The sequence below is a fragment of the Acinetobacter pittii genome, from assembly GCF_022449185.1.
Lineage (GTDB): Bacteria > Pseudomonadota > Gammaproteobacteria > Pseudomonadales > Moraxellaceae > Acinetobacter > Acinetobacter pittii_I.
In genome coordinates, this window is sequence record NZ_JAKUKO010000005.1 from 106167 (window position 1) to 131727 (window position 25561).

Below are 25561 nucleotides of genomic sequence, written 5' to 3' on the forward strand. Positions count from 1 at the left end.
TATGATATTCGTTTTAAGCGCCTAATCAATGAAAATGGTGCCAGTTACCAATTTTTTTATGATGTCGCAAGCCGGCTCGTTAAAGAAATTGACTTTGATGGTAAGGAAACGGTTTACCACTACAATGAAAACTCGGGCCAACTTGTAACCAGTATTGAAGTCGCATCTGCTTATGGTCAAGATTTCAAAGATCGCGCTGCTCCTAAAGACCGTATTCAGCAATTTATTTTTGACAGCATGGGACGTTTAGAACAACGTACAGCAGGATATGGCTACCCAGGACAAGAGCTTGAAGAAAAACAAACAGAAGAATTTTCTTATGATGGCTTAGGTAATCTAGTTCAGGCTAAAAATGCCGAAACTAACTTGCAATGGTTTTATGATGCAGCAGGCAATCTAATTAAAGAGCATCATCAAGACGTTGTAACTCAGAAAACAGCTGTGTGGAAACATATCTATGATGAATTAAATAATCGAACCACAACTATTCGACCAGATGGACAGAAAGTAGATTGGCTGACTTATGGAAGTGGACATGTCTATGGCGTAGCTTTAAATGGTGAAGATGTTGTTAGCTTTGAACGTGATGATTTACATAGAGAGACATTACGTCACTATGCAAATGGTCTCAGCCAACAACAACGTTATGATGAAGTTGGACGTTTAACTCAGCAATTAATGTTGAGTGGGCATGACAAAGGCTATCAGGCTCAAACTCAAAATAATGCCATCCAGCATACCAACCAATTGATTGAACGCTTATATCACTACGATCAAACAGGTGAGTTAACGCTCATTAAAGATACACGTCGTGGAACCATTCACTATAAATATGATCCTGTTGGGCGTTTATTAGAGGCAACCAGTAAGCTTGGCAAAGAGACTTTTAATTTTGACCCGGCAAGTAATATTCTAGATCGATATAACAGTACCAAAGAGCAATCCTCACAGCATATTGCCACTGAAAAAGGTCTTGGTTATAACCGCTTAGTTAATAACATCGTACAAGAATATCTTGACCAGCAATATCAATATGATGCTTTTGGACAGTTGATTCGACAAAAATCATCACAAGGTGATTTAAATCTTGAGTGGGATGTATTGGGGCGTCTTGTTCGTAGCCGAAACAATCAATACACGGCAGAATACCGCTATGATGCTTTAGGCCGACGTATTCAAAAAAGAAGTAAACATCACCATACTGGGCAAGAGCAGAACATTATTTATGGTTGGGATGGTGATACTTTAGCTTATGAATCTAGCGCTGATATAACTAAACACTATTTCTACGAAAAAGATAGTTTCGTGCCTTTGTTGCAGGCGGCGTATCATCACTCCATTGAGCTACATCAAACCCAAGACTGGACAGAAAAAACATATAGTATTTATAAAGATCCACTATGGAATACGGTAAAACAAAGCCAAGGTTTTGATGATGTATGGTTTTATCACTGCGACCATTTAGGCACACCGCAAGAAATGAGTAACCAGACAGGCGCCATTGTTTGGAAAGCTCAATATAAAGCTTGGGGTGAGTGTAAGTTAGAACAGGCTAAATCAGATTTCTTTGACAATTCAGAGATTATAAGCAATAACATCCGTTTCCAAGGTCAGTATTTTGATGGGGAAACTGGGCTTCATTACAACCGTTATCGTTATTATTCGCCTTACGTTGGACGTTTTATTAGTAAAGACCCGATTGGGTTGCTGGGTGGCTCTAATATTTATGCTTATGCACCTAATCCAGTGGGTTGGGTTGATCAGCTTGGGCTAGCAAAAACACCAACTCGAACTCTGCAAAAAAATTGGAAAAATTATGTAGGTTGTAAACATACTAATTCAGATATTCATCATGGTTTTCCCGAAGAATATGCAGAAAGATTTAAAAATATAGCTGGTATCGATGTGAATAATCCACAATATTATTATAATCTTCCAAAAGAAAAGCATACTAAATCTCCAGGTATTCATACTAACAGTTCGCGTACTGGTCAGAATTGGAATAAAACTTGGGGAGGAATTTTAAACCAAGTTGAAGCTATGAATTTATCACAAGCTGAATCGAAGGAAATTTTGGAACAACGCTTGAGAGCATTGGCAAGGAAAGAGCGTATTGGAAAGCACAATGCTACAGCTGTTAAGGGTGCAAACTTTTGTCAATTACAGTAAGTTAAAAGGTATATGAAATGTTCGATAAATTAATGACAGATCAAGAAATTAAAGAGAAATTAATTGAAAGAAGTAGCGAAATAACGAAATTTAGCAAACTACCTCAGCTTGATGGTAATTATTTATCTTTTTTAGGTAAATTTAAAGAAATAGAAATTACACCCGATATTATAATTTTTGGATATGAAACAGCATTAAAAGAAAATCAATATCTTCATGAAAATTATCCTGAAATTAGTGAGAAAGTTTGGATAGTTGGTCGTACCGGTCAAGGTGATGAATGGTTTATAGGTAAGGAAAAAAATAATATCTTGTTTTATGATCATAACCAAGGGGAGTATTTGAATATTAATCAGTTTATAGATATGAGAATTACTTTTGAAGACTTTCTTAAAATGGCATTTTCTTATCAACAACTTGAAGAAGAATTGGATATAAACGAAGAGCTTAATAAAGTTGAACAAGATCAATTTAAGAAATTAGTCAATTCTATTAATGAAGGTTTATATGAAAGATATCCCTTTGAATATTTTTAGTTTTTGTGTTGGGGTTTAATGATTTTTAGATAAAATATTTGATACTATTTAATTGTATTAAATAGGGAGTCTTAATAGTGCAGGTTTGTTTTAAAAAATTATTAGAGGAAATTGATGAATGTAATGAAATAATTTATGGTGAAAGATTCCTTATTAATCAGGTTAATTCTGTTAATGATGATCTGTTTAAAAGCTATTTAAGTTGTATTCCTGAAAATGATTTTAATATTGATCTAGGAGGAAATATAAATGATTTTTTAGGAAAAGATTCGTTAGACAATATTCAATATATGTTTGAAGATATATTCGATGGGGAAGGTGCTACAGTATTCTTAACACAGCATGATGTAAATATCGTATACATAAATCATAATAGTGGCGAGATAGGAGCATGTATTTCAGGCGATGAATTACATATCATTGCTAAAAATTTATTTGATTTTTTTCGCAAATTAATATTGTGCAGAATTTAATTATTGACCTATATGACTCTAACCCTAGAGGTGAAAATGGAGGGTATAAAATAGGTTTTTTAGAAGAGTTAAAGAAAATTCTTATAAATGAAAAAGTATTGTTAGATGTAGAGTATTTTATAGAATTTTTTTATGGTTAAAGTGTAAGTAATATTCAAAAATAAGTAGTATTTCTAGATGTTTGTTTAGAAGTACTACTTTGAAATAAGATGTTTTAAAGGTTGGTCTGTGAATTTTTATACAATTTATCCGTCTGAATATATTGATAGATATTTTTCTTTTGACTTGAAAGGGAAGCAAGAAATTATTGTTGATTATTTTAAATTTGATTTAAGTGATAAGTTTTTAAAAAATCCTAGAATAAGTTTAGATTGTGATAATATTTTTTCTGATCGATTAAATGAGATGTTAGAAACTGATTTTTATTATTCATCTTCTGGAATTTTACTATTTTCAAAAAGATTTTTTAATGAAATGAAAGAAACTCTTGAAGATGATTGTGATTTCTATAAGTGCTCTGTGAGGAATGAAGAGGTAGATATTTATGCTATGTATATTAAGAGAAAAAACAATTTATTAGATGAGTATGACTTCATAAAAAAAGATCTTGTAACAGATGACTTTTTTATTGCTAGAGATACGGATAAACCTTATATCTATGTAGTAAGTCAAAAATTTGTGGATGCTATTAATAAATTTAAATTAAAAATGAATTTCTTAGAATACTAAAATATTAACAATTTTTAAAAGTGAATTAATAGCGTAAGTTTTTAATTCACTTTGTATCTTTATTACGTTTATTATCTTCATTCACTCTTGTATTCATATGGTTAAGTTTTTCTTTACAAAATAGACAGATGTTTCTGTATTTTATAAAATAATGCAAATCCTGACAAAGTTTTCATAAAAAAGATGTTATCTCATATACATAGAATCCTAGAAGATTTGGGTATCAGCTCGCAAAAACGCGTGCTTCATGTTCAGTTTTCTAATCCATCGTTGAATACTCAAGTCTTTTTACAAAGTATTGAAGGGCAGCATCAGCTAAATAAAGGACTGACTGCCGATTTATTTTGTCTTTCTATCAATGCCCAAATTTCATTAAAACAATTTATTGGTTGTCAGGTTGCAGTCGATCAAGTCACTGATCAGGGGCAATTATTTAGAACTACAGGAATTATTACAGAAGCCAGTCAGGGGCAGAGTGATGGTTCATTAACATTGTATAAACTGAGATTACAAGACCCGACCGCGCTATGGCATAAACGCCGAAATAGCCGTGTATTTATGAATAAAAGTGTACGGGACATTACAGAAGTTCTATTTACTGAGTGGCAGAACAAAAGCCCGTTGTTTGCTTCTGGTTTAACTTTGGATTTAAAAGGTCTAACCGAAGACTACGATGTTCGACCTTTTATAATGCAAAGTAATGAAACGGATTATGAGTTTTTAACTCGACTTTGGCGTAGTGAAGGCATTAACTGGTTAATTGATGAAGCTCAGTTGTTTGCCATTAATAGCTCAGTTGAGATTCAACCGCAAAAGTTACGTTTAATTGATAATAATGAATCATATTTAGCATTAGACCGAAGAAATATTCGTTATCACCGCAGTAGCGCAGTTGAACAACAAGACAGTATGACGAGTCTTGTGCCAACTCGAAGCTTGCAACCTACAGCCGTGCATGTACAACGCTGGCAGGCAGATGCTTTAAGTCAAGAAGAAGGCATGGGCAGTGTTCAGTCAAAGCATAGTCATAGTGCTGATCAGGATAATGCAAGTTTAAGTCTAGAACATGCATGGCATGTCAGCCCTGCTTGGATGCAAGATTTAAATGGGGAAGACCAAGCCACTGCATCGGGTCACCAGCAGCTAGAAAAACTCAATCAAAATCTATCTGATTATTATGCGTCTCAATCAAAATACTTTCATGCACAAACCACGGTACGTGATGCGCAAGTCGGTTATTGGTTTGAACTGAATGAACATCCAGAAATAGATACGCATAGCGGATCGGACAAAGAATTTCTGATTATTGGTAAAAGCTTTTATTTACAAAATAATTTGCCTAAAGATTTGCAACAGCAAATCAATCAACTTTTTAGTCAAAGCCAATGGCAAAACAATCAATCAGGGCCAAATGACCAAACCGAGCGTCAGGGTAATGAACTCATCTTGTCGCGTAGAAATATTAAAACTGTTCCTGAGTACCATCCGTTAGAGCACCGTCCAGCTGCTTACCCGCAGCGCGCTAGAGTGGTTGGCTTGGAAGGCGAAAGTATTCATGTTGACCAATGGGGACGCATTAAAGTCCGTTTCCTATTTACCCGAGCTGATGACCATAGCCATGATGGTGGAGCGGGAAGTAACGACAACGACACCGACTCTGCTTGGGTAGATGTACTCACCCCGTGGGCAGGCGCGGGTTATGGTGCACGCTTCTTGCCACGTGTCGGTGAGATTGTGGTCATCGACTTCTTTGACGGCAATATTGACCGCCCATTTGTGGTGGGACGTATTCATGAGGCTGAACGTCACCCAACTCAGTTCGATCAGAAAGGCCAGCTCCCTGACACTAAAAAACTTAGCGGCATCCGCTCAGAAGAAGTCGACGGTAAAGGTTTTAACCAGCTACGCTTTGATGACACCACGGGGCAAATTAGTGCCCAGCTACAAAGTAGCCATGTGGCCAGCCAACTAAACTTAGGTAACTTAAGCCATCCAAAAGACAAGGCGGAAAGTGAAGGCCGTGGTGAAGGTTTCGAGCTACGAACAGACCAGTGGGGGGCAGTCAGAGCAGGCAGCGGCTTACTCGTTAGTACCCATAAACAGGACCAAGCCCAAGGTGTACACCTAGATGCAAATGAGGCTAAACAGCAAATCGAAGGCGGTCTCAATAATGCTAAGGCACTTAGTGAGGTAGCTAAAAATCAGCAAACTGACCCATTAGATATGCTTGAGAATATTCAGACTTTTTTAGAAGTTCTTAAACAAGAAGATCCTAAAAAAGCTGCTGAGTTTCAATCAGCAGTGATGCTGCTGGCATCTCCAAAAAGTATTGCTGTAAGTAGTAATGAAGATATACACCTCAGTGCAAATGGTCAGCTCACTCAAAGTGCTGGAGATAGCATTAATATCAGTACGCAAAAGAATATATTAAGTCATGCGAGCCAAAAGATTAGTCTATTTGCCGCTCAGGAGGGTGCTCGACTTTTTGCTGGCCAAGGCAAAGTAGAAATTCAGGCTCAAGGTGATGCCTTAGATGTTATTGCTCGAAAAGGCGTACAGATTACTTCAACTGAAGACACAGTTTATATTACTAGCCCAACTGAGATTAATCTGACAGCAAACGGATCTCAAGTTAAGCTGAATGATTCAGGTATTTTCCCAGTCACGGGTGGTAAGGTTGAGGTGAAAGCAGGGCAACATTTGTTTATGGGAGGGGCTAAGGTGGCAACGCAAAGTCCTGAGTTGGCGATGTTACCTGACTACCATTTAACTTATATAGCGAAAGATTTGGATGGAAATCCTTTGAAAAATAAGAAGTATTTGATGATTTTACAAAATGGAGAAATGGTTAGTGGTGTAACGGATGGTCAGGGTAAAACTCAGAAAATCACAACCAAAGGACCTCAGAAAATCCAGATTAGCTTAGAAGATCATGTTCATGATGGTTTTGTAACTTTTGAAGAAGAATAAGTGATGAATAAGATTAAATTAAAACTATTTATTAACGTGTTGCCTGATAATGATGCGATTGCTTGTCATGGCATGCTTTATTCTGTAACGGAAAAGGGTAGAAGACCTGGTGAGGCAAATAAACTAGCTATAGCAATAGCGAGTACAAAAAGTCCTAAGCCTCTTGTGCAGCCATTGGATATGAAATCCATATATAAGAAGAACACTCCGATTACTGGCCAAGCAATAGCGCAAAATATGGCAAAGTATAAAGATACACAAGAAAGTATAACCCTCGTTCATAACAGAGAAGACAGAACTGATATGAAGGGTTTTACCAAAGAAATGTATTTGCCTGTTGGAGAATATGATCTTTGGATTAAGCGAAATGATTCTGAATGGGAAAAGGCCATCAATATAAATGGTGCGTCAGGCATTCAGATAAAACAAGAAAATCAAGGAGTAACCACGATAGAGTATCAGATTAAGCAATATTACCGCTATAAAATAGAAGGTTTTAGAGGCTCTAAATTATCTGATAATATTTCATTTGAAACTTTCACTTTTGACAAAGAGGGTAAAGAAAAGAAAATTAGTTTACCGAATGTCAAAGTGAAAATCGTAGATAAAAATGGTTTTACACCACCTCTGTATTCACCAAAAGGTGAGGTTATATTTGTAAAGTTTAAGTTTATAAATATGGATGTCCAGCCAGATAAAAAAGATATACAACATTTCACCACAATTAGTAAAAATAATTATGTCACCGTTCAATTAAAATCTGTTGCTAAAACCACTAAGCAAAAAGAGAATACGACAGTAACATTACAGGGAAATGGAAAACCTCCTGTTATTTTAAATATGCATAGAGAGGAAATGATTGTTCTTTCGGCAGAGGACTATGCTGAGTTTGAAAAAGAAAGTTCAAAATTAGATAAATTATTTGGTAATTCTTTTGATGCTAAAAATAAATTAGCAGACGCAATAAAATCTGGTAGCGTTTCTAGTGTTAAAAAAGCAGAAGATGAAATAAAAGAAGCAGAGAAGAAAATTGAAGAGGAGCTAAATAAAAACTTCAAAAAAGCGGCTGACTTGACAGAGGTTATTACTTTTGAGGCACGCCAAAAGAAGAATCCAAGTGGTAACACGCAAGAGTTTGATTTCAGACGTCGATATTTACGTACTGATAGATATATGCAATTACAACAAAAGAAAAAGAATAAAGAAAGTTTTAAGGTTACAGTCTTAGGATCTGAATTAAAGAAGCTTAAAGATATAAAGCAAGACTTTAAGAAAATTAATGAACAGGCTATTCACAATGAGTTTAAAAAAGTCAGTCTAGATTTAGCTAAATATTCCAAGCAAACTGGAACAAAGGTTTGGGACTTCTCTGCTTTTAGTGCAGGTTTTGTTGAACAAATTAAACTTTCAGATAGTTTAACGGTAGATATTCAATCTCAATGGTTAAGATGTGTTGGTGGTGCTGGTTTCTCATCAAGTGCGAGTTGGAAACCTGAAAGTGGAGAAGTGAATGCTAAGGCAAATGTGAATGCCCAAGGTAAGCTGGTTTTGTTTGAGGGGAAAGCAAAAACTACCTATGTTATTCCATGTGATAAAGGTTGGATGCTGAACTTTGAAGATATTGATTTAGGGGCATTCCGGTTTATTGTTGGCATGGAGCTCTATGGTTTTGCTGGTGCAAAAGTGGCCGCAGGAATTGGTTTAGAGATCAGCTACAGTAAAGATGGTCAACAACAATTAGCTGCCAATGGTAGGCGAAACCGAAATCCTTCACTCGCCAATAATATGGGAGAAAACCGTCCAAGATTTGTTCCAATGGATCGAGATGAAACCATTATTCCTGGTAGTGGTGCAAGTTCTGAGGGGCAAATTGAAGCTTTTGCTGGGGCTGAGGCAGGTATCAAACCATCGGGTGAATTTCAATGGCTTTCACCTGAAGCTAAAGATTTTAAACCTTTAGCGAGCTTAGCTGTCGATTTTGCTGTAAGTGCAGGCTTGGGGGCGGGTGTAAATTTTAAATTATTTTACTGGGCTCAAAAGAGTCAATTTCGTTTTAGAGCAAAAGCTGCTTTATGTGTTGGACTGGGCGCAAAAGGGGCGCTAGATTTTGTAATTGATTTTAGTCAAGTTCTTGAAGTACTAAGATGGGTACATTATCAACTTACTCGTGCTCAATTTAAATTGTTGGGCTTTATTGCAGAGGGTGCTTTTAGAAATTTAAGTCAATTGGCTGTAATTGCTTTAGGTAATGATTCAAGAGTAGCGCAGACTTTAAATGATATTACGGGCGAGTTTCAGAAATTTAATATGAAATATTCCATTGCAGAAAATGCCGTTGATTTAGCAAATAAAATTAAACGTCAACCAGAATGGTTGAAGTCCGCTACACCAGATGCGAAAGGAATGTTGATCTATCAAATGACTAGACATAACAGAGTTACACACTGGGTGGATAAACCATCTTCTCCAATTTCGCCATATTTACCGACTCATAAGCAGGCTGTGATTGCAATTTTTGAAACCATTGCAACAGAAGGAGAGTGGTTTAATGTACTCCAAAGAATTTCAATTGATGGTGCAAAGTCAGAAGTAAGTATTAAGTATTTAGAAAAACAACTTTTAGTTTTTTTACATGATGGGGCGTGGCAACAATTAACTGATATTGTAAAAGAATATACTTTTAATTCAGATACTGTTGGTCGTGGAAGTGAATATGTTGATCAATATGAAAAATTACGCTCTAAAATCGTAAAAACTATTCCCTTACATGAAAAAGCACCAATGAATAATCCTCGAGAGTTGAAAAAATTAAGAGAGAAAATGATTGAACAACCAAGTATTATCAACGCAGATGCTTTAGTTGCCTTGAACACAGAAACAGTACCATCTATTGAGGTGGATGGTACTGATGCGGAGTTATTTATTGCGGCAAACTATGAACAAAATTCGGATGGCTCATATACAGCCTAAAGTTATTTAATTGGCTGTTGGATGTTGGCAACACAGCGCACTCCATATAAACGATAAGTCATTTTATTCTCTTCATTTGATTTGGGTTGAGCGTGCGCTCTTGCTATATTGAGTCCATCAGCCATCATTAAATTATCGGCACCCATAGGAGCTGTACTACGCAATACTTTTTCAGTTCCCGACTTAGGCCCTGTTGGGTTTTGAATAGGTGAGTGTTTATAATAATCTTTATCATACCAATCATTCATCCATTCATAATTATTGGTGACAAGGTCATAAAAACCTAACGGATTTGGAGGTGTTCTTCCAAGCACTGGAATTTCAAGTACTGAATCAGGGTTATTACTATGTCTATAATTGTCATATTGATTTAATTTCCATAAGTTCTTCTCAGGCTCCACTTTTCCTGTATCGGTTGCAAAAGCTGTGTATTGACCTTTATTACGAGCAACATATTCCCATTGTGCTTCAGTAGGCAGGTCCATAGACGTGCCTACTTGTTGGCCTAGCCATTGGCAATAATCTTTGGCTTGTTGCCAATCCATTCCTGTCGCAATTTCATGGGCGATCTCTGGAGTAAAGAGTTCATTGTAATAGCTCTTCGGTTGTCCGGTTGCCTCAGTAAAAATATTAAAATCTTCTAATGTTGTTTTATAGGCACTCATATTAAAGCTACTCAGTGTGACTTTATGAAGAGTCTTATTGTTATTTCCCGGTGAGAAAGGCAGATGATCAGGCTTTTCGGTATTGCCTTTTGGATTCTTGATCGCCATGCTATCAGGAACGATTTTCTCAAGTTCAGGAGTGACTAGCCCGAAATCACCCATCAGGTAGCTGCCACCTTCAACAAAGATCATATTCTTTTTGGTTTTTTCCACCAATTTTTGAATTTTTTGTTGCAGTTCAGGTGAGGGCTTTGTTTGTTTTTGATTTGATTCAGTAGATTTGGCACAAGCACTTAAAGCAATGCTTGAAAATAAGATAACAGCTATATTCCGTTTCATCATTTTCTTGAAAATCATTAGGTTGTATATATTAAATGTATACTGTAAAGGAAATCAAATTTGCTATAAAGAAGCATTATGTTAATGCTTTCTTTTAAAAGACGTACATTGGCGTAAATTTCCTTCAAGTAGACAGGCTCTTAAGAATTTATATAGATTAAAAACTTTAGCTGGGTATGAGCTATACACATGTTACTCAAAGTTTTAATAAGAGTATCTAGTGTCTATAGGAACTTCTCTTTTAGCAAATTGCCAAGTAAATTAAAACTTAAACAAAATATACTAAATAGACCGATTAGTCTTGACAATTTTTCTTTTATTTATATTGAGTTTCTACTTTCATAAAATTGAAATGTATTTTTTACAATCATTTAAACCATTTATCTTTTAGGTTGGATTAAATATTTTTAAGAAAATGTTTCATAAAACTTAACTAAGTGATATTGGTGGTAATTTTTTATTTAATTTTATATCTAATTTAGTAATTAAAAATCAGTAACTTATTTTTAATTACAAAAAATAACAATATTATATTTTTATAAGAATAACTTTATTAAGCTATATTTTATAAGCGTCTTAACTATTTACTTTTAGTTTAAGTTGACATGATTTTTATATAAAATATGTTTGTTTATATGATAAACTGTGTCTAAATTTTTTTGAATATAAGGTTTTTAGACTGACTTTTTAATGTTTTTAAAATATTAACTTTTCGGTAAAGCCTTGAATAAATAAGAAAACAGAGGAATGAAAGTTGTGTTGAAACGAAGTATTTTGATACTTTTTTTGACTGGAAACATTATCGGTCTATCATATGCTCAAGCAGCAGAACTAGAGTCTGTAAAACTTAAAAGAAGTTGTATTAAGAAGAATCCTTTAGCTGAAGGCCAAAATGATCCTGAGCTATTGAATATTTTTAAACAAGTTTGTGATAGTGATAATACAACTCAAAAAAATGATTTATTAGCTAAAGCTGCTATGCGGTTTTATCAAACCAATCAACCAGTTAAAGCGTTGAATTTAGCAAGTCAATTGCAAAGTCAAAATATACGCGGTTCATTAATAACAGATGTCTTGTTTTTATCTGGTGTGAGCATTGCAAATAATTCTTTACAGCAAATGCGTACTCAGGAACTGAGATATTTAAGCAATGATCTGACTTATCCTCCTGCAAAGCAGTTAATTGAAAATATCCATACTGCTATGCCTGCGCCTGATCCCTCGAGTTTTAAAGCCAGTTCAGATAGCAGTTCAGCTGATAATGAAAAAAGAAGTTATAAAAAACAGTATGTAACGCGTAATAAGGCGAGTGCTTCTAGAACGTCAAATAAACGAGTATCAAGCCCAGTAAAGACGACTACAGTAAAACCTAAAGCTGCACCTGCAGCCACTGTTAATAAATCAAAAAGTTCGCCTTTTGACCCTTTAATTAAATAATCCGGAATAGAATCTTATGGCTAAGAGAGAGAGCGTACAAAAGAAGCTTCAGCGAATTCGACCTCCACGTGTTCAGCTTACATATGATGTCGAAATTGGTGATGCAAAAGAAGCGAAAGAACTACCATTCGTTGTGGGTGTGATGGGGGATTTTTCGGCTGCATCTGAGCTTGAGCGTACAAAATTAAAAGATAAAAAATTCATTAATGTTGATTTAGATAATATTGATGAAGTTATGGAGTCATTATCTCCAAGAGCTGCTTTCCAAGTAGACAATACCTTGACAGAAGAGGGCAGTAAGATCGCTGTTGATTTAACATTTAAGTCAATGGAAGATTTTCGTCCAGAAAATGTGGTTCAACAGGTTGATCCATTAAAGAAACTTGTTGAAGCTCGTGAGCGTTTAACTGACTTAAGAAACAAAATTTCTAACAGTGAACGTTTAGAAGACTTACTTGATGAAGTTCTTAAAAATACAGATCAGATTCGTAAATTAAGTGCGGAGGCTGATCATGAATAATACTCAATCTGCAGCAATGCCTCTTGTTGAAAATGAACAGGTTAATCTCTTAGACTCGATTGTTGAAGAAAGCCGTATTGCCCGAAATGAAGAAGAGCATTCACGTGCAAAAAGCTTAATCGGTGAGCTTGCTAAAGAAGTAATGGCAGGAACAATTACTGTTTCTGAAAATATGACTTTATCAATTGATAAGCGTATTGCAGAAATTGATGCGCTGATTTCAAGTCAATTAAGTCAGATCATGCACAATGAACAATTCCAAAAAATTGAGTCAACTTGGCGTGGTCTCTATTATTTCTGTCAAGAGACACCATCTAACCCTCTTATTAAAATTCGTATGTTAAATACGACTAAGAAAGAGTTGGTAAAAGATTTCCAAGGCGCTACAGACTTCGATCAAAGCACCTTATTCAAAAAAATCTATGAGGAAGAATACGGATCTTTTGGTGGTGCACCATATTCAGCGCTCATTGGTGATTTTGAATTCGACCGTACGCCTTCTGATATGTATTTGCTTGAGCAAATCTCTCATGTTGCTGCAGCTGCTCATGCGCCATTTATTTCGGCCGCTAGCCCAAGCATTCTTGGTCTAGAGTCATTTACTGATATTGACCGTCCTAGAGATGTTTCAAAAATCTTTGAAACAGCTGAATATGTACAATGGCGTTCATTCCGTGACAGTGAAGATGCTCGTTATGTCGCTTTAACATTGCCACATGTGCTTGGTCGTCTTCCTTATCATCCAAAGGAAGGAACAGCTACTGAAGGCTTCAACTTTGCTGAAGATGTTTCGGGCGCAAATCACAATGAATATTTGTGGATGAATGCTGCTTATGCTTTCGGTACTCGTTTAACAAATGCATTTGATATGCATGGTTGGTGTGCTGCAATTCGTGGTGTTGAGGGTGGTGGCTTAGTCGAGGGCTTGCCTGTACACACTTTTAAAACACAAGATGGTGAAGTTGTATTCAAATGCCCAACCGAAATTGCAATCACTGATCGCCGTGAAAAAGAATTAAGCGATTTAGGCTTTATTCCTTTAGTGCATTGTAAAAACACTGATTACGCTGCTTTCTTTGGTGCCCAATCAACTCAAAAACCTAAAAAATATGACAATGATACAGCAAATGCTAACTCTGCTTTATCGAGTCAAATTCAGTACATCATGGCCGTTTCACGCATTGCTCATTATTTAAAAGCAATGATGAGAGATAAAGTGGGTAGCTTTGCTTCTGCTGGAAATGTTGAAGCATTCTTAAATGAGTGGTTGTCACAGTATGTATTACTTGATGATGGTGCTTCTCAAGAAGCAAAAGCTCAATACCCTCTACGTGAAGCGTCTGTAAAAGTTGTAGAAGATCCTGCTCAACCAGGTCACTACAAATCTGTGGTTTTCTTGCGACCACACTTCCAGCTGGACGAGTTGTCAGTTTCTTTACGACTTGTCACTGAGTTACCTCAGTCCTCAAATTAATAAAGGTCAGCGAAAGAATAACTTTAAATTACAAATAGGAAAGTTCTAAATGAAAGATATATACGTTGAGTTTCGCGGTAAATACAAAGTTGATGGAGAGTCTCGTGACTCTGAGCACAAAGGCTGGTTAGAAGTTAACTCTTGGTCTCATAACATTCGTCAACCTAAATCTGCTACTTCAAGTAGTGTTGGTGGTCATACTGCTGAACGTGTTGAACATTCAGATATGGTTTTTGTTAAAGATCTAGATGCAACTAGCCCGAAATTATGGGAAGCATGTTCAGCTGGTTATACATTTGATGAAGTACAAATTGACTTCTACCGTGCAAATGGTGATAAGCGCATCAAGTACTTACAAATCAAATTGAAGCATGTTCTAGTGTCTAGTGTAACTCCAACAGTTAATGAAGAAGGTGTTCCAACAGAAGCGTTTGGTTTGAAATACGCAGCTGTTGAATGGACTTACAATCAACAAGATATTAACGGTACTGCTAAAGGTGCTGTTACTAAGAAATGGTCACTTTCTAACAATACTGCTTCTTACGCAGCGTAATTGTTTAAGTGAATATTTGGTGGAGGCTGACTTAAAGTTAGCCTCTGCTGTCTTTAAGCATGCTTGTTGTGAACTCGAATGAATTTAGATCGGCTTTATCCATATGGATTTCGTTCAACTTTGTTTGATCGCTTAATTCCTGAAAGTGAAGATTATGCAAAAGGTCTTTCTATTCAGCAATTAAGAGAATCGGTAGCAAAAGATTTAGAAGACTTACTTAACAGTCGAGTCGCTAAATTGGATCATGTAGTTGATGATTACCCGCTAGTTAAAAAATCTATACTTCAGTTCGGTATTATTGATTTTGTGGGGCTTTCTACAGCCAATCCGCTAGATCGTGACAAGATTTGCCAATCTATTGAACAGTCAATTGCAGCTCATGAACCTCGGTTAAGACAAATACGGGTAGAGATGTTGTTGGATGGGCACAATATGGGGGCATTGTGTTTAAGCATTCAGGCGTATCTAAATATTCATCCACTGTATGAACCTGTCGTTTTTGATGCATTGTTAAAACCGACAACGCAGCAATATGTAATTTCAGCGAGAACCTAGGCATAGTGGGTGTGTTGTGATAGAAGAGCTTTTACCTTTTTACGAAAAACAACTACAGGAATTTGGTCAGCAATCTCGTGAATTTGCTCAAAAATATCCGAAAATTGCTCAGCGTTTATCTTTAAATCAAGAGCAGATTGATGACCCGCATATCGAACGTCTTATACAAGCATTTTCATTAATTTCTGCTCGTATTGATAAGAAGCTTGCTGATAGTTATGACGTATTTACCCGTTCTTTATTTGAGGTGATGTTCCCTCAATATTTACGTCATTTTCCGGCTTGTTCAGTAATAAGTTTTGAAGATATAAATAAAATAAAGCAGCTCACAGAGGCACATATTGTTCCTGCTCACACGGTCTTGAAGTCACGCAGTTTTAAAGGGGTCCAGTGTGAGTTTAATACTACGCAAGAAGTCAAATTACTCCCTATAAATTTACAAGCGCTAGAGTTTAAAAGCACACCTAGTGCACACATGCATTTAAGCCAAAATGCGACTTTAACTTTTAAGTTTGAAATTTTTAATCATGCTCATGTATGTTTAATAAATGAAAAACTACCTATTTATTTAGATGCAATTTCTAATTTTCCACTTCAAGTACTAGACAGTATTTTTAAGAAGGGAACAACTTTTGCCATTAAAATAGGACAGAAAATTGTTGAACTGGATAAAAATCCATTTGAGTTAACAGGTTTTTCTGAGCAAGAAAGTCTATTACCACTCGATCAGCATACTCATCATGCTTATCGTTTGCTGATGGAGTATTTTTGTTTTCCTGAAAAATTTAATTATCTAAAACTTGATTTAGGTTTTTTAAAGCGCTTATCCCTAGAAGATAGTAATTTTGAACTGCTTATACATTTTAAATTAAATTTAAATGATCAAGCTGTAGTGCGAAATTATTCTGAATTAAATGTCGCTAATTTTAAATTGTTTACTACACCAGTTATTAATTTATTTGAAAAATACGCTGAACCACAAAAAATTGTACATAAGCAATTAGAATATCCGCTGATTACAGATGCTCATCATCCTGAGTTTTATCAGGTGTATTCAATTACTGAAATGAATATGGTTCGTGAAAAAACGAGTCAAGAAGAAAGCTATGTTCCGGTACTGCCTTTTTTTGCCATGAGTCATTATCATGCTGACACAGCACGTTTTTTCTATGCAGTGAACTATCAAAAGCTACAGCCCAATTTTGTCGAAATGGGTTATTCAATTATTTCTAAAAATTTAAATCCTTCGTCAACACGTTCGGATTTTATTAGCACAAAACTATTATGCTCAAATCGTGACTTACCGCATGAAGCATTAGGACAATCCAATAATATATTAAACCTTAATGATAGTAGTCTGGCTCGCCGCGCTATTGTTTTAAAAAGACCTACAAAACCTTATCAATTTGGTCAAAGTCAGAGTGAGCAGTGGCGTGTTATTTCACACCTTTCATTAAATAGTTTAGCTTTAATGAAAGGTGATGCGGTATCTCATATTAAAGAATTACTTGCTTTATATAACTTACCTTTATCAAAAGAAAATTATCTGATTATTGAATCAATCAAACATCTTGAATTTTCACTTACTCACAAACTTGTAGATGGAAAACCATTCCCAATGTTTGTAAGAGGAGTAAAGGCAGAGTTACAAATTGATTCATCCGTATTTAGAGGTCATAGCCTATACATTTTTAGTCAGTTATTAAGTCGTGTTTTTAATTTAAAGGTTCAAATTAATAGTTTTGTTGATTTGGTTGTTAAGGATTATTCATCTCAGCAGGAGTTATACCAATGCAGTCAGAACGTTGGTGGCAAGACTCTTCTGTAACAGCTGAGCTCTTTACAAAGCCAAAGTCTTTTGAGTTTATCCAAGCAACACGGCTATTAAGGCACGATTCAAGTCGTACAGTTAGTTCATCTTGGAGTGATCATTTTAAGTTTGAGACATCTTTTAATTTAAATTTTCCTGCTACAGAGATTGAAAATTTAGAATTAACGGACGAGCGGATTTATATCACGAATTTAATCGTTGGTCTTACGGGCATACAAGGTGCTTTACCTTATACGTATACGAATAAGATTAAGCAAGCTCCACGTCAGCAACGAGCTGAGACTAAAGAGTTTCTAAGCTTATTTAATCATAAGCTTACTGCTCAATATGTAGATTCTAGTATTACTTATAATCTACCGATTAGATATGAGATAGAACATAAAAATGACTATTTAGATATTCTGCATGCTTTGAATGGTTATGTGCGTTCACAGCATCAACAAGCTGATCTTGATGAATATTTTGCAGAATTTTCAGGATTAATGCAGGGGCAAAATAATACAGTTCATGCATTAAAAACGATGCTGTCGTGTATTTTTAAACATGAAATTACGATTAAAGAATTTGTGCAAGAATCCTTTAAGTTAGCGAGTGATCAGTTAACAACTTTAGGTGGAAGTCAGCCAAGTCTACTTGGTGTTAATACTTTTTGTGGGGAAACCATTCAGCAAATTGATGGAAAAATTGAAATTCAAATTGGGCCATTAAAACGTCAGCAATATCTCAGTTTCTTACCAAATCAAGAGTTAAGCTTAAAGCTCAAAAAACTTGTAGAAACATGGTGTAGTCCAACTTTATCAATAGATTTGCGGCTTATCTTGGATGAATCAGAAATACAACCTATTTGTCTCACTCATAAGAATCAGAGTAGATTAGGGCAGGGTTCTTTTCTTATGTCGCGACAACCAAAAGTACATAGTCATGAAACCTGCTATAGCCTTATTGGAGAGACAATATGATTAAAAAAATATTACTCTCGTTCATTGCTATTTTTTCAATAGTTAGTGGAATTATTATTTTCTACTGGCGTGATGTTCAATATAACCCTGATAAAGTAGATTTTTTCCTTTATTTCTTGATGCTACCCGCAGTTATTACCTTGGTGATCTTATCGCCATGGTTAATTTACAGCGCTTATAAGACTTATAAAGACAAGAAAGAGCAAGCTATAAATCAAGATAAAGATGACGTTAATTCAAAACAAACAGCGGTAACTGATCAACCATTAGAACAGCTAGATTTCAATATTTATTCTGGTTTTGCTTTACATGCTTTTGGTGAGAATGAAAGCATTATTGAGCAGCTACAAAGCTTTAAAAGTCCAGAGCTGGATGATCAACTGTTGAATGCTTACGGATTACCTCTTTTATCTTACCGTATTAAAGATTTGGATGAAGATAATCATGAGGAGAGTGATTACTCATCGCCACGACAAGTTCGTATGATGTCATTAATAAGACAGCAACTCGAACAAAATATAGAAAATTTATATCTTCTAGCTGAGCATTTAAAGCGTTCAACTTTATTTTATGAGTCGCAACAAGCCCGTGAATATCATATGCATCCAGCATGGGTAGATCCCGAGTCTGAATATGACGATGTTGAAATGCCGATTGTAGAAGTCTATCGCTTAAATCGCTTAAATCTACACATCCTTCTTTCGGAGGATTTGTTACATATCTGGAATGATGACCACAGTAATGAATTAATTTTAGAGTTTTTTACTGAGATTGGTATTCCTGCTCAAAAAATCCATATTGAATATCATTTTTTTGGAGAGCAACTGGCTTACCAAGAGTTAATGCATTTATTAAAGGGTATTCATAAAAGAGAGCATGAGATGTTCTTTTTGGTCGTGGCCGATTCGGAAATTGATCAAGATCTAATTGATGAAAAATCTTGGATGATTAAAGATTATATTCCTGCTGAATTTGCAGCAAGCTGTTTACTCGCAGATCCTATAGTAAAAATTCAAGAATTAGAACCGACTAAAGCACTGAAAGTGGTAGTAGGTCAACAAGATACAGCGAAGCTTTTTAATAATTTTGAATTTAATGATTTACCTCAGCATGAAGGTGATGAGCCTTATGTACTGATTTTGTCAGATCAGACCGATATAAAAGTTTCGAAGAAATTGCAGCAACACTTTCTTCAAACGCCTGTAGAACCGCATCACTATATTTATGTGAAATCTTCATTAGGGCATACCCAAAATTTAGCTGATATTTATGGCTTTATGCTGAGCATGCATTTCCCTGAACATATCATTCCTTTTGTCTTTGGAGAAAATACGGTGTCAGCACATACGTTTGTGCAGAGTATCACTGAAAACTCAGAAGATGATGCGATGGTGTTGAATAACTAATTTAAACTTTGGACTTAGAACGAGAATAGAATGCATACAATTTTAGGCTACTTGTGGCAGTACATCACGAATCCTAAAGCAATTATCGCCTTGTCATTGTTCGTGGCATTGATGTCTTCATATACTTCAATTCCTCATCATATATTCTGGGCTTTAGCAACTGCCTATGCTTTGGGTCTTATTGTTTATGGTATCTATTGGCTTATTCAACGAAGAAAGCATGCTGCTCAGGGTGAAGAGTTAGCTGAGGCGATCGAAAAAGATAACCAAGCTGAATATGGCAAAAATAAAGATAAAGAAGAGCTTCAGCTAGTTAGCCAACAAATGAAAGAATCAATTCAACTGATTCGTAAATCTAAGTTGGGTGATAAAAAAGGCAATGCTGCATTATATGAGCTTCCTTGGTATATGGTTATTGGTAACCCAGCTGCAGGTAAAAGTTCAGCTATTTATAACTCTGGTTTAAAGTTTCCTTTTGAAGAAACGCATCAAAAAATGGTATCAGCTGGCTTAAGTGGTACTCGAAATTGTGACTGGTTTTTCTCTACAGAAGGTATTTTGCTCGATACAGCGGGCCGTTATTCTGTTTATAGCGAAGATCATTCTGAGTGGTTGGGTTTCTTAAATATTTTAAAAAAGAACCGTTCTAAAGCACCAGTTAATGGTTTGATTCTAATTGTTAGTATTGCTGAGTTAATTAGTCAAAGTCCTGAAAACTCATTAAAGCTTGCTAAAAATTTACGTGCTCGTATTCAAGATCTAACTGAACGTTTAGAAGTGGTAGTACCTGTTTATTTAGTCTTTTCAAAAATGGATTTGATTGCAGGTTTTACCGAGTTTTTTGAATTTTATGAAGCTCAAGAATATAACCAAGCTTGGGGAGCAACGCTTCCATATGAGCAAAACTCTTCTCATAACGCGGTAGATTTGTTCGAAAAACATTACACCATTCTTTACGATGGTCTAAAAGGGGTGAGTTCGACTCATTTAAGTCGCCGTCATTCACAAAATATCTCACCAAGTGTAATGACCTTCCCATTAGAATTTAAAACATTAAAACCAGCTTTAAAAAGCTTTATTGGTACACTTTTTGAAGATAACCCATATCAATTTCAACCTGTTTTCCGTGGGTTTTACTTCACCAGTGCTTTGCAGGAAGGTGTAATTGAAAGTCCAATGACTGAACAAATTGCACAAGAATTCCAGCTGACACAAATTGCTCAAAATGATTTAAAAGACCATTCAAAAATTACTCCTAACCATGGCTATTTCTTAAATGGTCTATTTTCAGATGTTATTTTAAAAGATAAAGATCTCGTTAAGCAGCATGTAAATACGGGTAGAAAACGTCAACGTTACATTGCATTTATTGGTGCTTTAGCGGGTGTTTCAATTATTTTAGGTGTATGGGTTTGGTCTTATCGTAATAACCAGCAATTAATTGGTGAAGTTCAAGCAGATTTAAATAAAGTAGTTCAATTAGAAAGAGCCTCTGGTCAGCAACTGTCTACCCAATTAGAAGCTTTGCTAATTCTTCAAAGACGTCTACAGCAGTTAGATGAGTTTGATGAAAATAGACCACTTAAGTTTAGTTTTGGTTTATATCAGGGCAATGAGCTCCGTGAAAAGCTAAAAGCTGAATATTTAAAAGGTGTTAAGCAGATTGTGTTAACACCAACACAGCAAAATATTGCTCAATATTTGCAACGTGTAAAAAATAATGAAGCAACATTAAAAGCAAACCATACGAATGTTGAGATCAAGCAAACTGCTCAATCTCAACAATATCTGGAACCTTCTGATACCAATCCTCAAGATGCTTATAATGCATTAAAAGCTTATTTAATGATGAGCAATCCGCAATATATGGATGCTAGTCATCTAAGCGATCAGGTTACGCGTTTCTGGCGTTCTTGGTTAGATGCAAATAAAGGCCAAATGCCGCGTGCAGATATGATTCAAGAAGCTGAACAGATCTTATCGTATGCAATGACCTTAGCAAATGATAAACAATTCCCAGTTTTAGAAGCAGATTCGCAAATTGTTGATCAAACTCGTCAAGTGCTGCTCTCTGTTGTTCGAGGGATGCCAGCGCGTGATCGTGTTTATAACGAAATAAAAATGCGTGCTGCGGTACGTTTCCCAGCACTGACTGTAAGTCAGATTGTGGGTGAGGCAAATAAAAATATTGTATTGGGTAGTTATGCATTACCTGGCGTATTTACCCAAAAGGCTTGGAATGACTATGTAGAAAAAGCAATTGAGGAAGCTGCAGATAAGCCGACAGACAGTAAAGACTGGGTATTAAATAGTCGTCAATCTGATGATTTAACTTTCTCAGGCAGTCCAGAGCAAATTAGAAAGCAGCTCACAGCGCTTTATAAGCAAGAGTACATTGCGGAATGGAGAAAATTCTTAAGTGGTATTCATTATGCTAAAGCTGGCCAATTTGCTCAGCAAGTAAAAAATATTGATGTTTTGGGTGAACCGCAAAACTCTCCAATTAGAACATTAATTGAAAGAGTTGCAGTCGAAACAAACTGGGATAATCCGGTTGTTCAAGCTGAGCTTGCAGCCCCACAAAAAGGATTTATTGCATGGTTTAAACGTAAAGTTCTAAATCATGATGACAAGCAAGTTGCTAATCAAGTGGCAAACAATGCCCAAGGTGCTATTTCTCAAGAATATCAAATGTTCTACCAATTGGTTCGCAAACGTGATGATCAACAAGGTAAGTCATTGCTTGATGAATATATGACAAATTTAGCACTCGTTCGTAGTAAGTTTAATGAGCTTAAGAATGCGGGCGAAATTGGACCTAATGCAATGACATTAGTCAAACAGACCCTAAATGAGCAAACGTCAGTATTTAACCAAACTCAAAAAATTGTAGATGAAAAAATGGCGGTTGGCTTCAATGAAATTGATCAGCGGTTACTGCAAAAATTAGTAGTTAGCCCACTTACGCAGGCTTTTGAGAGTTTAATTACACCGACACAAGACGAAATTAATAAATTATGGGTAATGCAAGCCTATCAACCATTTACCGCAAATCTTGCTAAGAAATATCCATTTAACTCATCAGCTTCTTTACAGGCAACAAGTAGTGAAATTGGTCAAATCTTGGGTGAGAACGGTAGTATTTCTCGCTTTGTAAAAGAAAGTCTTGATCCATTTGTGATTCGTCGTGGCTATACCTTAACTTCTAAAACTTGGAAAGATTTAGGCATTAGTTTAAATCCTCAATTCGTTATGAATTTCCAAAGATATGTGGCACCAGCCAATGGTATGGCAACTGGTGAGTTGAATGCTCAAGCGCAAGCTGCTCCAGCGACTAACCAATCTAACTTCCAGTTCTACCCAATTCCAAATCCACAATTGCTTTCATATACCGTTGATATTGATGGTCAGCGTATGACTTATGAAAACGGTGTTCAGCAGTGGGTTAACTTCATTTGGCCAAACCAAGGCAGTATTCCAGGTGCTCGTATTACCGCTGTAGATTTACAAGGCCAAACACATACAATTTTTGATGAGCCAGGTGAGTACGGTATTAACCGTTTAATTGATAGCGCTCAACGTAAGGAACAAAATGGCGGATTTGAAATGCTTTGGCGTAGTAAAACTGATCCATCATTATTTGTGAAAATGAATTTCCGTCTAATTAGCAGTAATTCAGGCAGTATCGGTTCAAGCCGTGGTTATGCAGGTATGCAACTGGTTGATAAAGTCACTGCCGACAAAGCAGCTCGTGTGGTCTCTGCTCAGCAAGCGCCAGCTCAAGCTGCTCCGGCAAGAACTGAAAATCCTGTTTCAGCACTTGCTCAGCCTTCTGCGGGAGTTAAACCATGACATGGAAAATAACCTCTATGCGAAAGGAGGAGCAATAATGCAAACATTAAAAACAACTCCTTTGTATTACGGCAAAAGTCCTGCACGAGGCGACTTTTTAAAAACAAAAGGACAGAATGCCTTAATACAGTTGCTTGATCAGTGGATTACTGAAGCATTGGAATACGCAATGCAATCAGGCAGCTTTAAAGAAGCTTATAACACGTTACCTTCACTGGATTTCTTTATTGCGAATCCGAAAGAAAATATGTTTTTAGCGGCAAATCTACTCGCAAGTGAAGATAGTTCAGGTCGATCTTTTCCAATGGTACTGAGCCATTTGTTAGAAATTGATTTACCGTATGATAATTTGTTGTATGCACCTTATAGCTATAAACATGTACTCGTTGATTTATTTCAAAACAATCGTGCTTTAAAAGGAATTAAAGATTCCGATCTGTTACTTGGAAAATTAAGTCACTTACAAAATCAAATTCAGGTTTTAACTGAACGTGAATGTGTAGGTTTCTATGAAAATCATACGATGCACTCATTTGCTCAGTTAATGAAGCTAAGTATTTATGAGTTAGCTCAAAGTATGATTGGGCTGGGATTATTGCTACAGCCAATTTTACAAAATGGAACGAGTCGATTAAATAAAGTTTTAATTTTGCCTATTAATAATCCCGCTTACAGTTATGAAATAGCAGCATTTTGGGTCAGTATTATTTGTCGCTTTTTAAAAGAACATAATACTGAAGTGCTGATAGGTTTGTTACATCGAGAGCAGCCTGTATTATTCTTCGGTTTTCAAGGGGCTGATATTTTAGCCTTGAGCGATATTTTTACTCAGAATATGGATAGTAAACACTGGGTTTCTTTAATAGAAGCACAATGGATTGATACTTATTTGGAGCAGAATGCTGGTTTAGCTACGCTAGAACAATCATTATGCCAACGCCAATTAAGTTTAAATCAAGGTTTAAAACTATTTAGACAGACTTTTTTGGGTGAATAACAATGAATCAACGATATCAAAATAAACTTTCGCAGCTCATAAAAGGCTGTTTTATCTATGCAATAGCTAATTATGCTTTAGCTCAGCCGATTGTCGTAGAAGGTGTGGTCCCTAACGAAGCAAGTAAACAAGCTATCTTATTAAAAATGCAGTCAGTTTATGGTGCCGATCAGGTTGTAGATAAAATACAAGTGAGACCCGTAGCTGCTCCAAACGGATGGAGTGATTCCGTGACTCGAGTGATTACCCCTGATCTTAAAAAAGTTTCGCAAGGTAAATTAAGTGTAAACGGTACTCGGTTTGAATTGAGTGGGAAAATGCTCAATCCAGCAGACATCCAACCCACAATTCAATCTTTTCAAGGATTGGTTCAGCCGCCGTATCAACTATATTCACAGTTATCAGTCAATAAAGCTGAGCAGAAAATCATTGATGATGCACTTAAGAATCGAATTATTGAGTTTAAATCTGGTAGTGCAGTTTTAACAGATGCGGGTCAGAAAATTCTAGATGAGATGGCTGTTGCTTTAAACAAAGTAGGTGGAAAAAAAGTCAAAATTATCGGTCATACTGATAGCTCTGGTGATGCAACAAAAAACTTAAAACTTAGTCAAGATCGGGCGCTGGCAGTTAAAAACTATCTGATTAGTAAAAATATTTCTGCCGAAAATTTATTTACAGAAGGTTTAGGTTCCTCTAAGCCAGTTGCGGATAATGCTTCTCCAGAAGGAAGACAGAAAAATCGTCGGATTGAATTTACTGTTCTATAAATATCAGGAGAAGAATATGGCTAGTCCTTACATTACGATTGGATGCCCAACAACTGGTGGTGGGCAAGTTATTTCAGGAAACAGTACATTTTTAATTGATGGAATTGCAATTGCCTGTGTAGGAGATAAGGCTACTTGCCCCGCTCATCTAACGGTATCGACGATTGTATCGGGGGATCCGAATATGCTTGTTATGGGAAAATCAGCAGCACGCGTAAATGATTCATTATCATGTGGCTGTAAATTATTGCCAAAACAGAGTTTAGTTAATCAAGGATAAGGGTCGAGATATTTATATAAATATCTACTAGAACATATTAACGCTTGAAATGATGAGTAGTTTGTCTGATAAAGCT

The 25561-nt window shown here is 36.0% G+C and carries 16 protein-coding genes and 3 pseudogenes; 18 read left to right on the forward strand and 1 reads right to left on the reverse strand.

The annotated features are described in order from the left end of the window. Positions 1-9: 9 nt before the first annotated feature. From MKX14_RS12525 to MKX14_RS12550, 6 genes and pseudogenes are all read left to right on the forward strand, one after another. Positions 10-2169 (forward strand): annotated as a pseudogene (locus MKX14_RS12525) (RHS repeat-associated core domain-containing protein); the annotation flags it as partial. Between the two features lie 17 nt (positions 2170-2186). After that, positions 2187-2705, forward strand: a complete 519-nt coding sequence (locus MKX14_RS12530) for a hypothetical protein (RefSeq protein WP_057069375.1) — start codon at positions 2187-2189, stop codon at positions 2703-2705. Positions 2706-2782: 77 nt separating this feature from the next. Then, positions 2783-3318: pseudogene (locus tag MKX14_RS12535) on the forward strand (hypothetical protein). Positions 3319-3406: 88 nt separating this feature from the next. Then, a pseudogene (locus MKX14_RS12540) lies at positions 3407-3745 on the forward strand (hypothetical protein); the annotation flags it as partial. Positions 3746-4090: 345 nt separating this feature from the next. Further along, positions 4091-6877 (forward strand): DUF2345 domain-containing protein, encoded by a 2787-nt coding sequence (locus tag MKX14_RS12545; protein WP_240282586.1) that lies wholly within the window; start codon positions 4091-4093, stop codon positions 6875-6877. 3 nt (positions 6878-6880) lie between these two features. Beyond that, positions 6881-9847: an ATPase gene (locus MKX14_RS12550; RefSeq protein WP_240282587.1), complete on the forward strand. Its 2967-nt coding sequence runs from the start codon at positions 6881-6883 to the stop codon at positions 9845-9847. A 2-nt stretch (positions 9848-9849) separates the two neighbouring features. Here the strand turns inward: MKX14_RS12550 and MKX14_RS12555 are convergent, their stop codons facing one another. Continuing rightward, positions 9850-10854, reverse strand: coding sequence for a formylglycine-generating enzyme family protein (locus MKX14_RS12555; RefSeq protein ID WP_133480524.1), 1005 nt, complete (start codon positions 10852-10854; stop codon positions 9850-9852). Positions 10855-11598: 744 nt separating this feature from the next. Here MKX14_RS12555 and MKX14_RS12560 point away from each other — a divergent pair. From MKX14_RS12560 to MKX14_RS12620, 12 genes are all read left to right on the forward strand, one after another. Next, positions 11599-12288, forward strand: coding sequence for a hypothetical protein (locus MKX14_RS12560; RefSeq protein ID WP_240282588.1), 690 nt, complete (start codon positions 11599-11601; stop codon positions 12286-12288). A gap of 16 nt (positions 12289-12304) precedes the next feature. Beyond that, entirely contained in the window at positions 12305-12808 is a 504-nt protein-coding gene (gene tssB, locus MKX14_RS12565) for a type VI secretion system contractile sheath small subunit (protein WP_240282589.1), read from the forward strand. After that, complete coding sequence (gene tssC, locus MKX14_RS12570) at positions 12801-14282, forward strand: type VI secretion system contractile sheath large subunit (protein ID WP_032003316.1); 1482 nt, start codon at positions 12801-12803, stop codon at positions 14280-14282. Before tssB ends, tssC begins: the two co-directional genes overlap by 8 nt. A 49-nt stretch (positions 14283-14331) precedes the next feature. Continuing rightward, entirely contained in the window at positions 14332-14835 is a 504-nt protein-coding gene (locus MKX14_RS12575; RefSeq protein WP_000653195.1) for an Hcp family type VI secretion system effector, read from the forward strand. A gap of 78 nt (positions 14836-14913) precedes the next feature. Continuing rightward, complete coding sequence (gene tssE, locus MKX14_RS12580; RefSeq protein ID WP_002048404.1) at positions 14914-15390, forward strand: type VI secretion system baseplate subunit TssE; 477 nt, start codon at positions 14914-14916, stop codon at positions 15388-15390. Positions 15391-15406: 16 nt separating this feature from the next. After that, complete coding sequence (tssF, locus tag MKX14_RS12585) at positions 15407-17218, forward strand: type VI secretion system baseplate subunit TssF (protein ID WP_017402888.1); 1812 nt, start codon at positions 15407-15409, stop codon at positions 17216-17218. After that, positions 17182-18180 (forward strand): type VI secretion system baseplate subunit TssG, encoded by a 999-nt coding sequence (gene tssG, locus MKX14_RS12590; RefSeq protein ID WP_108011995.1) that lies wholly within the window; start codon positions 17182-17184, stop codon positions 18178-18180. The genes tssF and tssG overlap by 37 nt, the downstream gene beginning before the upstream one ends. Next, positions 18177-19586, forward strand: a complete 1410-nt coding sequence (locus tag MKX14_RS12595) for a hypothetical protein (RefSeq protein WP_240282590.1) — start codon at positions 18177-18179, stop codon at positions 19584-19586. The genes tssG and MKX14_RS12595 overlap by 4 nt, the downstream gene beginning before the upstream one ends. Before the next feature lie 30 nt (positions 19587-19616). Beyond that, positions 19617-23438 carry a type VI secretion system membrane subunit TssM gene (gene tssM / locus MKX14_RS12600; RefSeq protein ID WP_240282591.1) on the forward strand — a complete coding sequence of 1274 codons (3822 nt, stop codon included), beginning with the start codon at positions 19617-19619 and terminating at the stop codon, positions 23436-23438. Between the two features lie 37 nt (positions 23439-23475). Continuing rightward, positions 23476-24435 carry a type VI secretion system-associated protein TagF gene (tagF, locus tag MKX14_RS12605; RefSeq protein WP_133480520.1) on the forward strand — a complete coding sequence of 320 codons (960 nt, stop codon included), beginning with the start codon at positions 23476-23478 and terminating at the stop codon, positions 24433-24435. Positions 24436-24437: 2 nt separating this feature from the next. Continuing rightward, the gene (gene motB, locus MKX14_RS12610) at positions 24438-25205 is read left to right on the forward strand and encodes an OmpA family protein (RefSeq protein WP_108011987.1); all 768 of its coding nucleotides are present in this window, start codon (positions 24438-24440) and stop codon (positions 25203-25205) included. A 16-nt stretch (positions 25206-25221) separates the two neighbouring features. Continuing rightward, a complete protein-coding gene (locus MKX14_RS12620; protein WP_108011985.1) occupies positions 25222-25485 on the forward strand; it encodes a PAAR domain-containing protein in 264 nt (87 codons plus the stop codon). Positions 25486-25561: the final 76 nt, after the last annotated feature.

Bases quoted from the DNA above. Each gene is read 5' to 3' on its own strand.
- tagF (WP_133480520.1), top strand. From the start codon at position 23,476: ATGCAAACATTAAAAACAACTCCTTTGTATTACGGCAAAAGTCCTGCA.
- MKX14_RS12550 (WP_240282587.1), top strand. From the start codon at position 6,881: ATGAATAAGATTAAATTAAAACTATTTATTAACGTGTTGCCTGATAAT.
- MKX14_RS12545 (WP_240282586.1), top strand. From the start codon at position 4,091: ATGTTATCTCATATACATAGAATCCTAGAAGATTTGGGTATCAGCTCG.
- tssM (WP_240282591.1), top strand. From the start codon at position 19,617: ATGCATACAATTTTAGGCTACTTGTGGCAGTACATCACGAATCCTAAA.
- MKX14_RS12575 (WP_000653195.1), top strand. From the start codon at position 14,332: ATGAAAGATATATACGTTGAGTTTCGCGGTAAATACAAAGTTGATGGA.
- MKX14_RS12560 (WP_240282588.1), top strand. From the start codon at position 11,599: ATGAAAGTTGTGTTGAAACGAAGTATTTTGATACTTTTTTTGACTGGA.
- tssE (WP_002048404.1), top strand. From the start codon at position 14,914: ATGAATTTAGATCGGCTTTATCCATATGGATTTCGTTCAACTTTGTTT.
- MKX14_RS12555 (WP_133480524.1), bottom strand. From the start codon at position 10,854: ATGATGAAACGGAATATAGCTGTTATCTTATTTTCAAGCATTGCTTTA.
- MKX14_RS12595 (WP_240282590.1), top strand. From the start codon at position 18,177: ATGATTAAAAAAATATTACTCTCGTTCATTGCTATTTTTTCAATAGTT.
- tssG (WP_108011995.1), top strand. From the start codon at position 17,182: ATGCAGTCAGAACGTTGGTGGCAAGACTCTTCTGTAACAGCTGAGCTC.
- motB (WP_108011987.1), top strand. From the start codon at position 24,438: ATGAATCAACGATATCAAAATAAACTTTCGCAGCTCATAAAAGGCTGT.
- tssB (WP_240282589.1), top strand. From the start codon at position 12,305: ATGGCTAAGAGAGAGAGCGTACAAAAGAAGCTTCAGCGAATTCGACCT.
- tssC (WP_032003316.1), top strand. From the start codon at position 12,801: ATGAATAATACTCAATCTGCAGCAATGCCTCTTGTTGAAAATGAACAG.
- MKX14_RS12530 (WP_057069375.1), top strand. From the start codon at position 2,187: ATGTTCGATAAATTAATGACAGATCAAGAAATTAAAGAGAAATTAATT.
- MKX14_RS12620 (WP_108011985.1), top strand. From the start codon at position 25,222: ATGGCTAGTCCTTACATTACGATTGGATGCCCAACAACTGGTGGTGGG.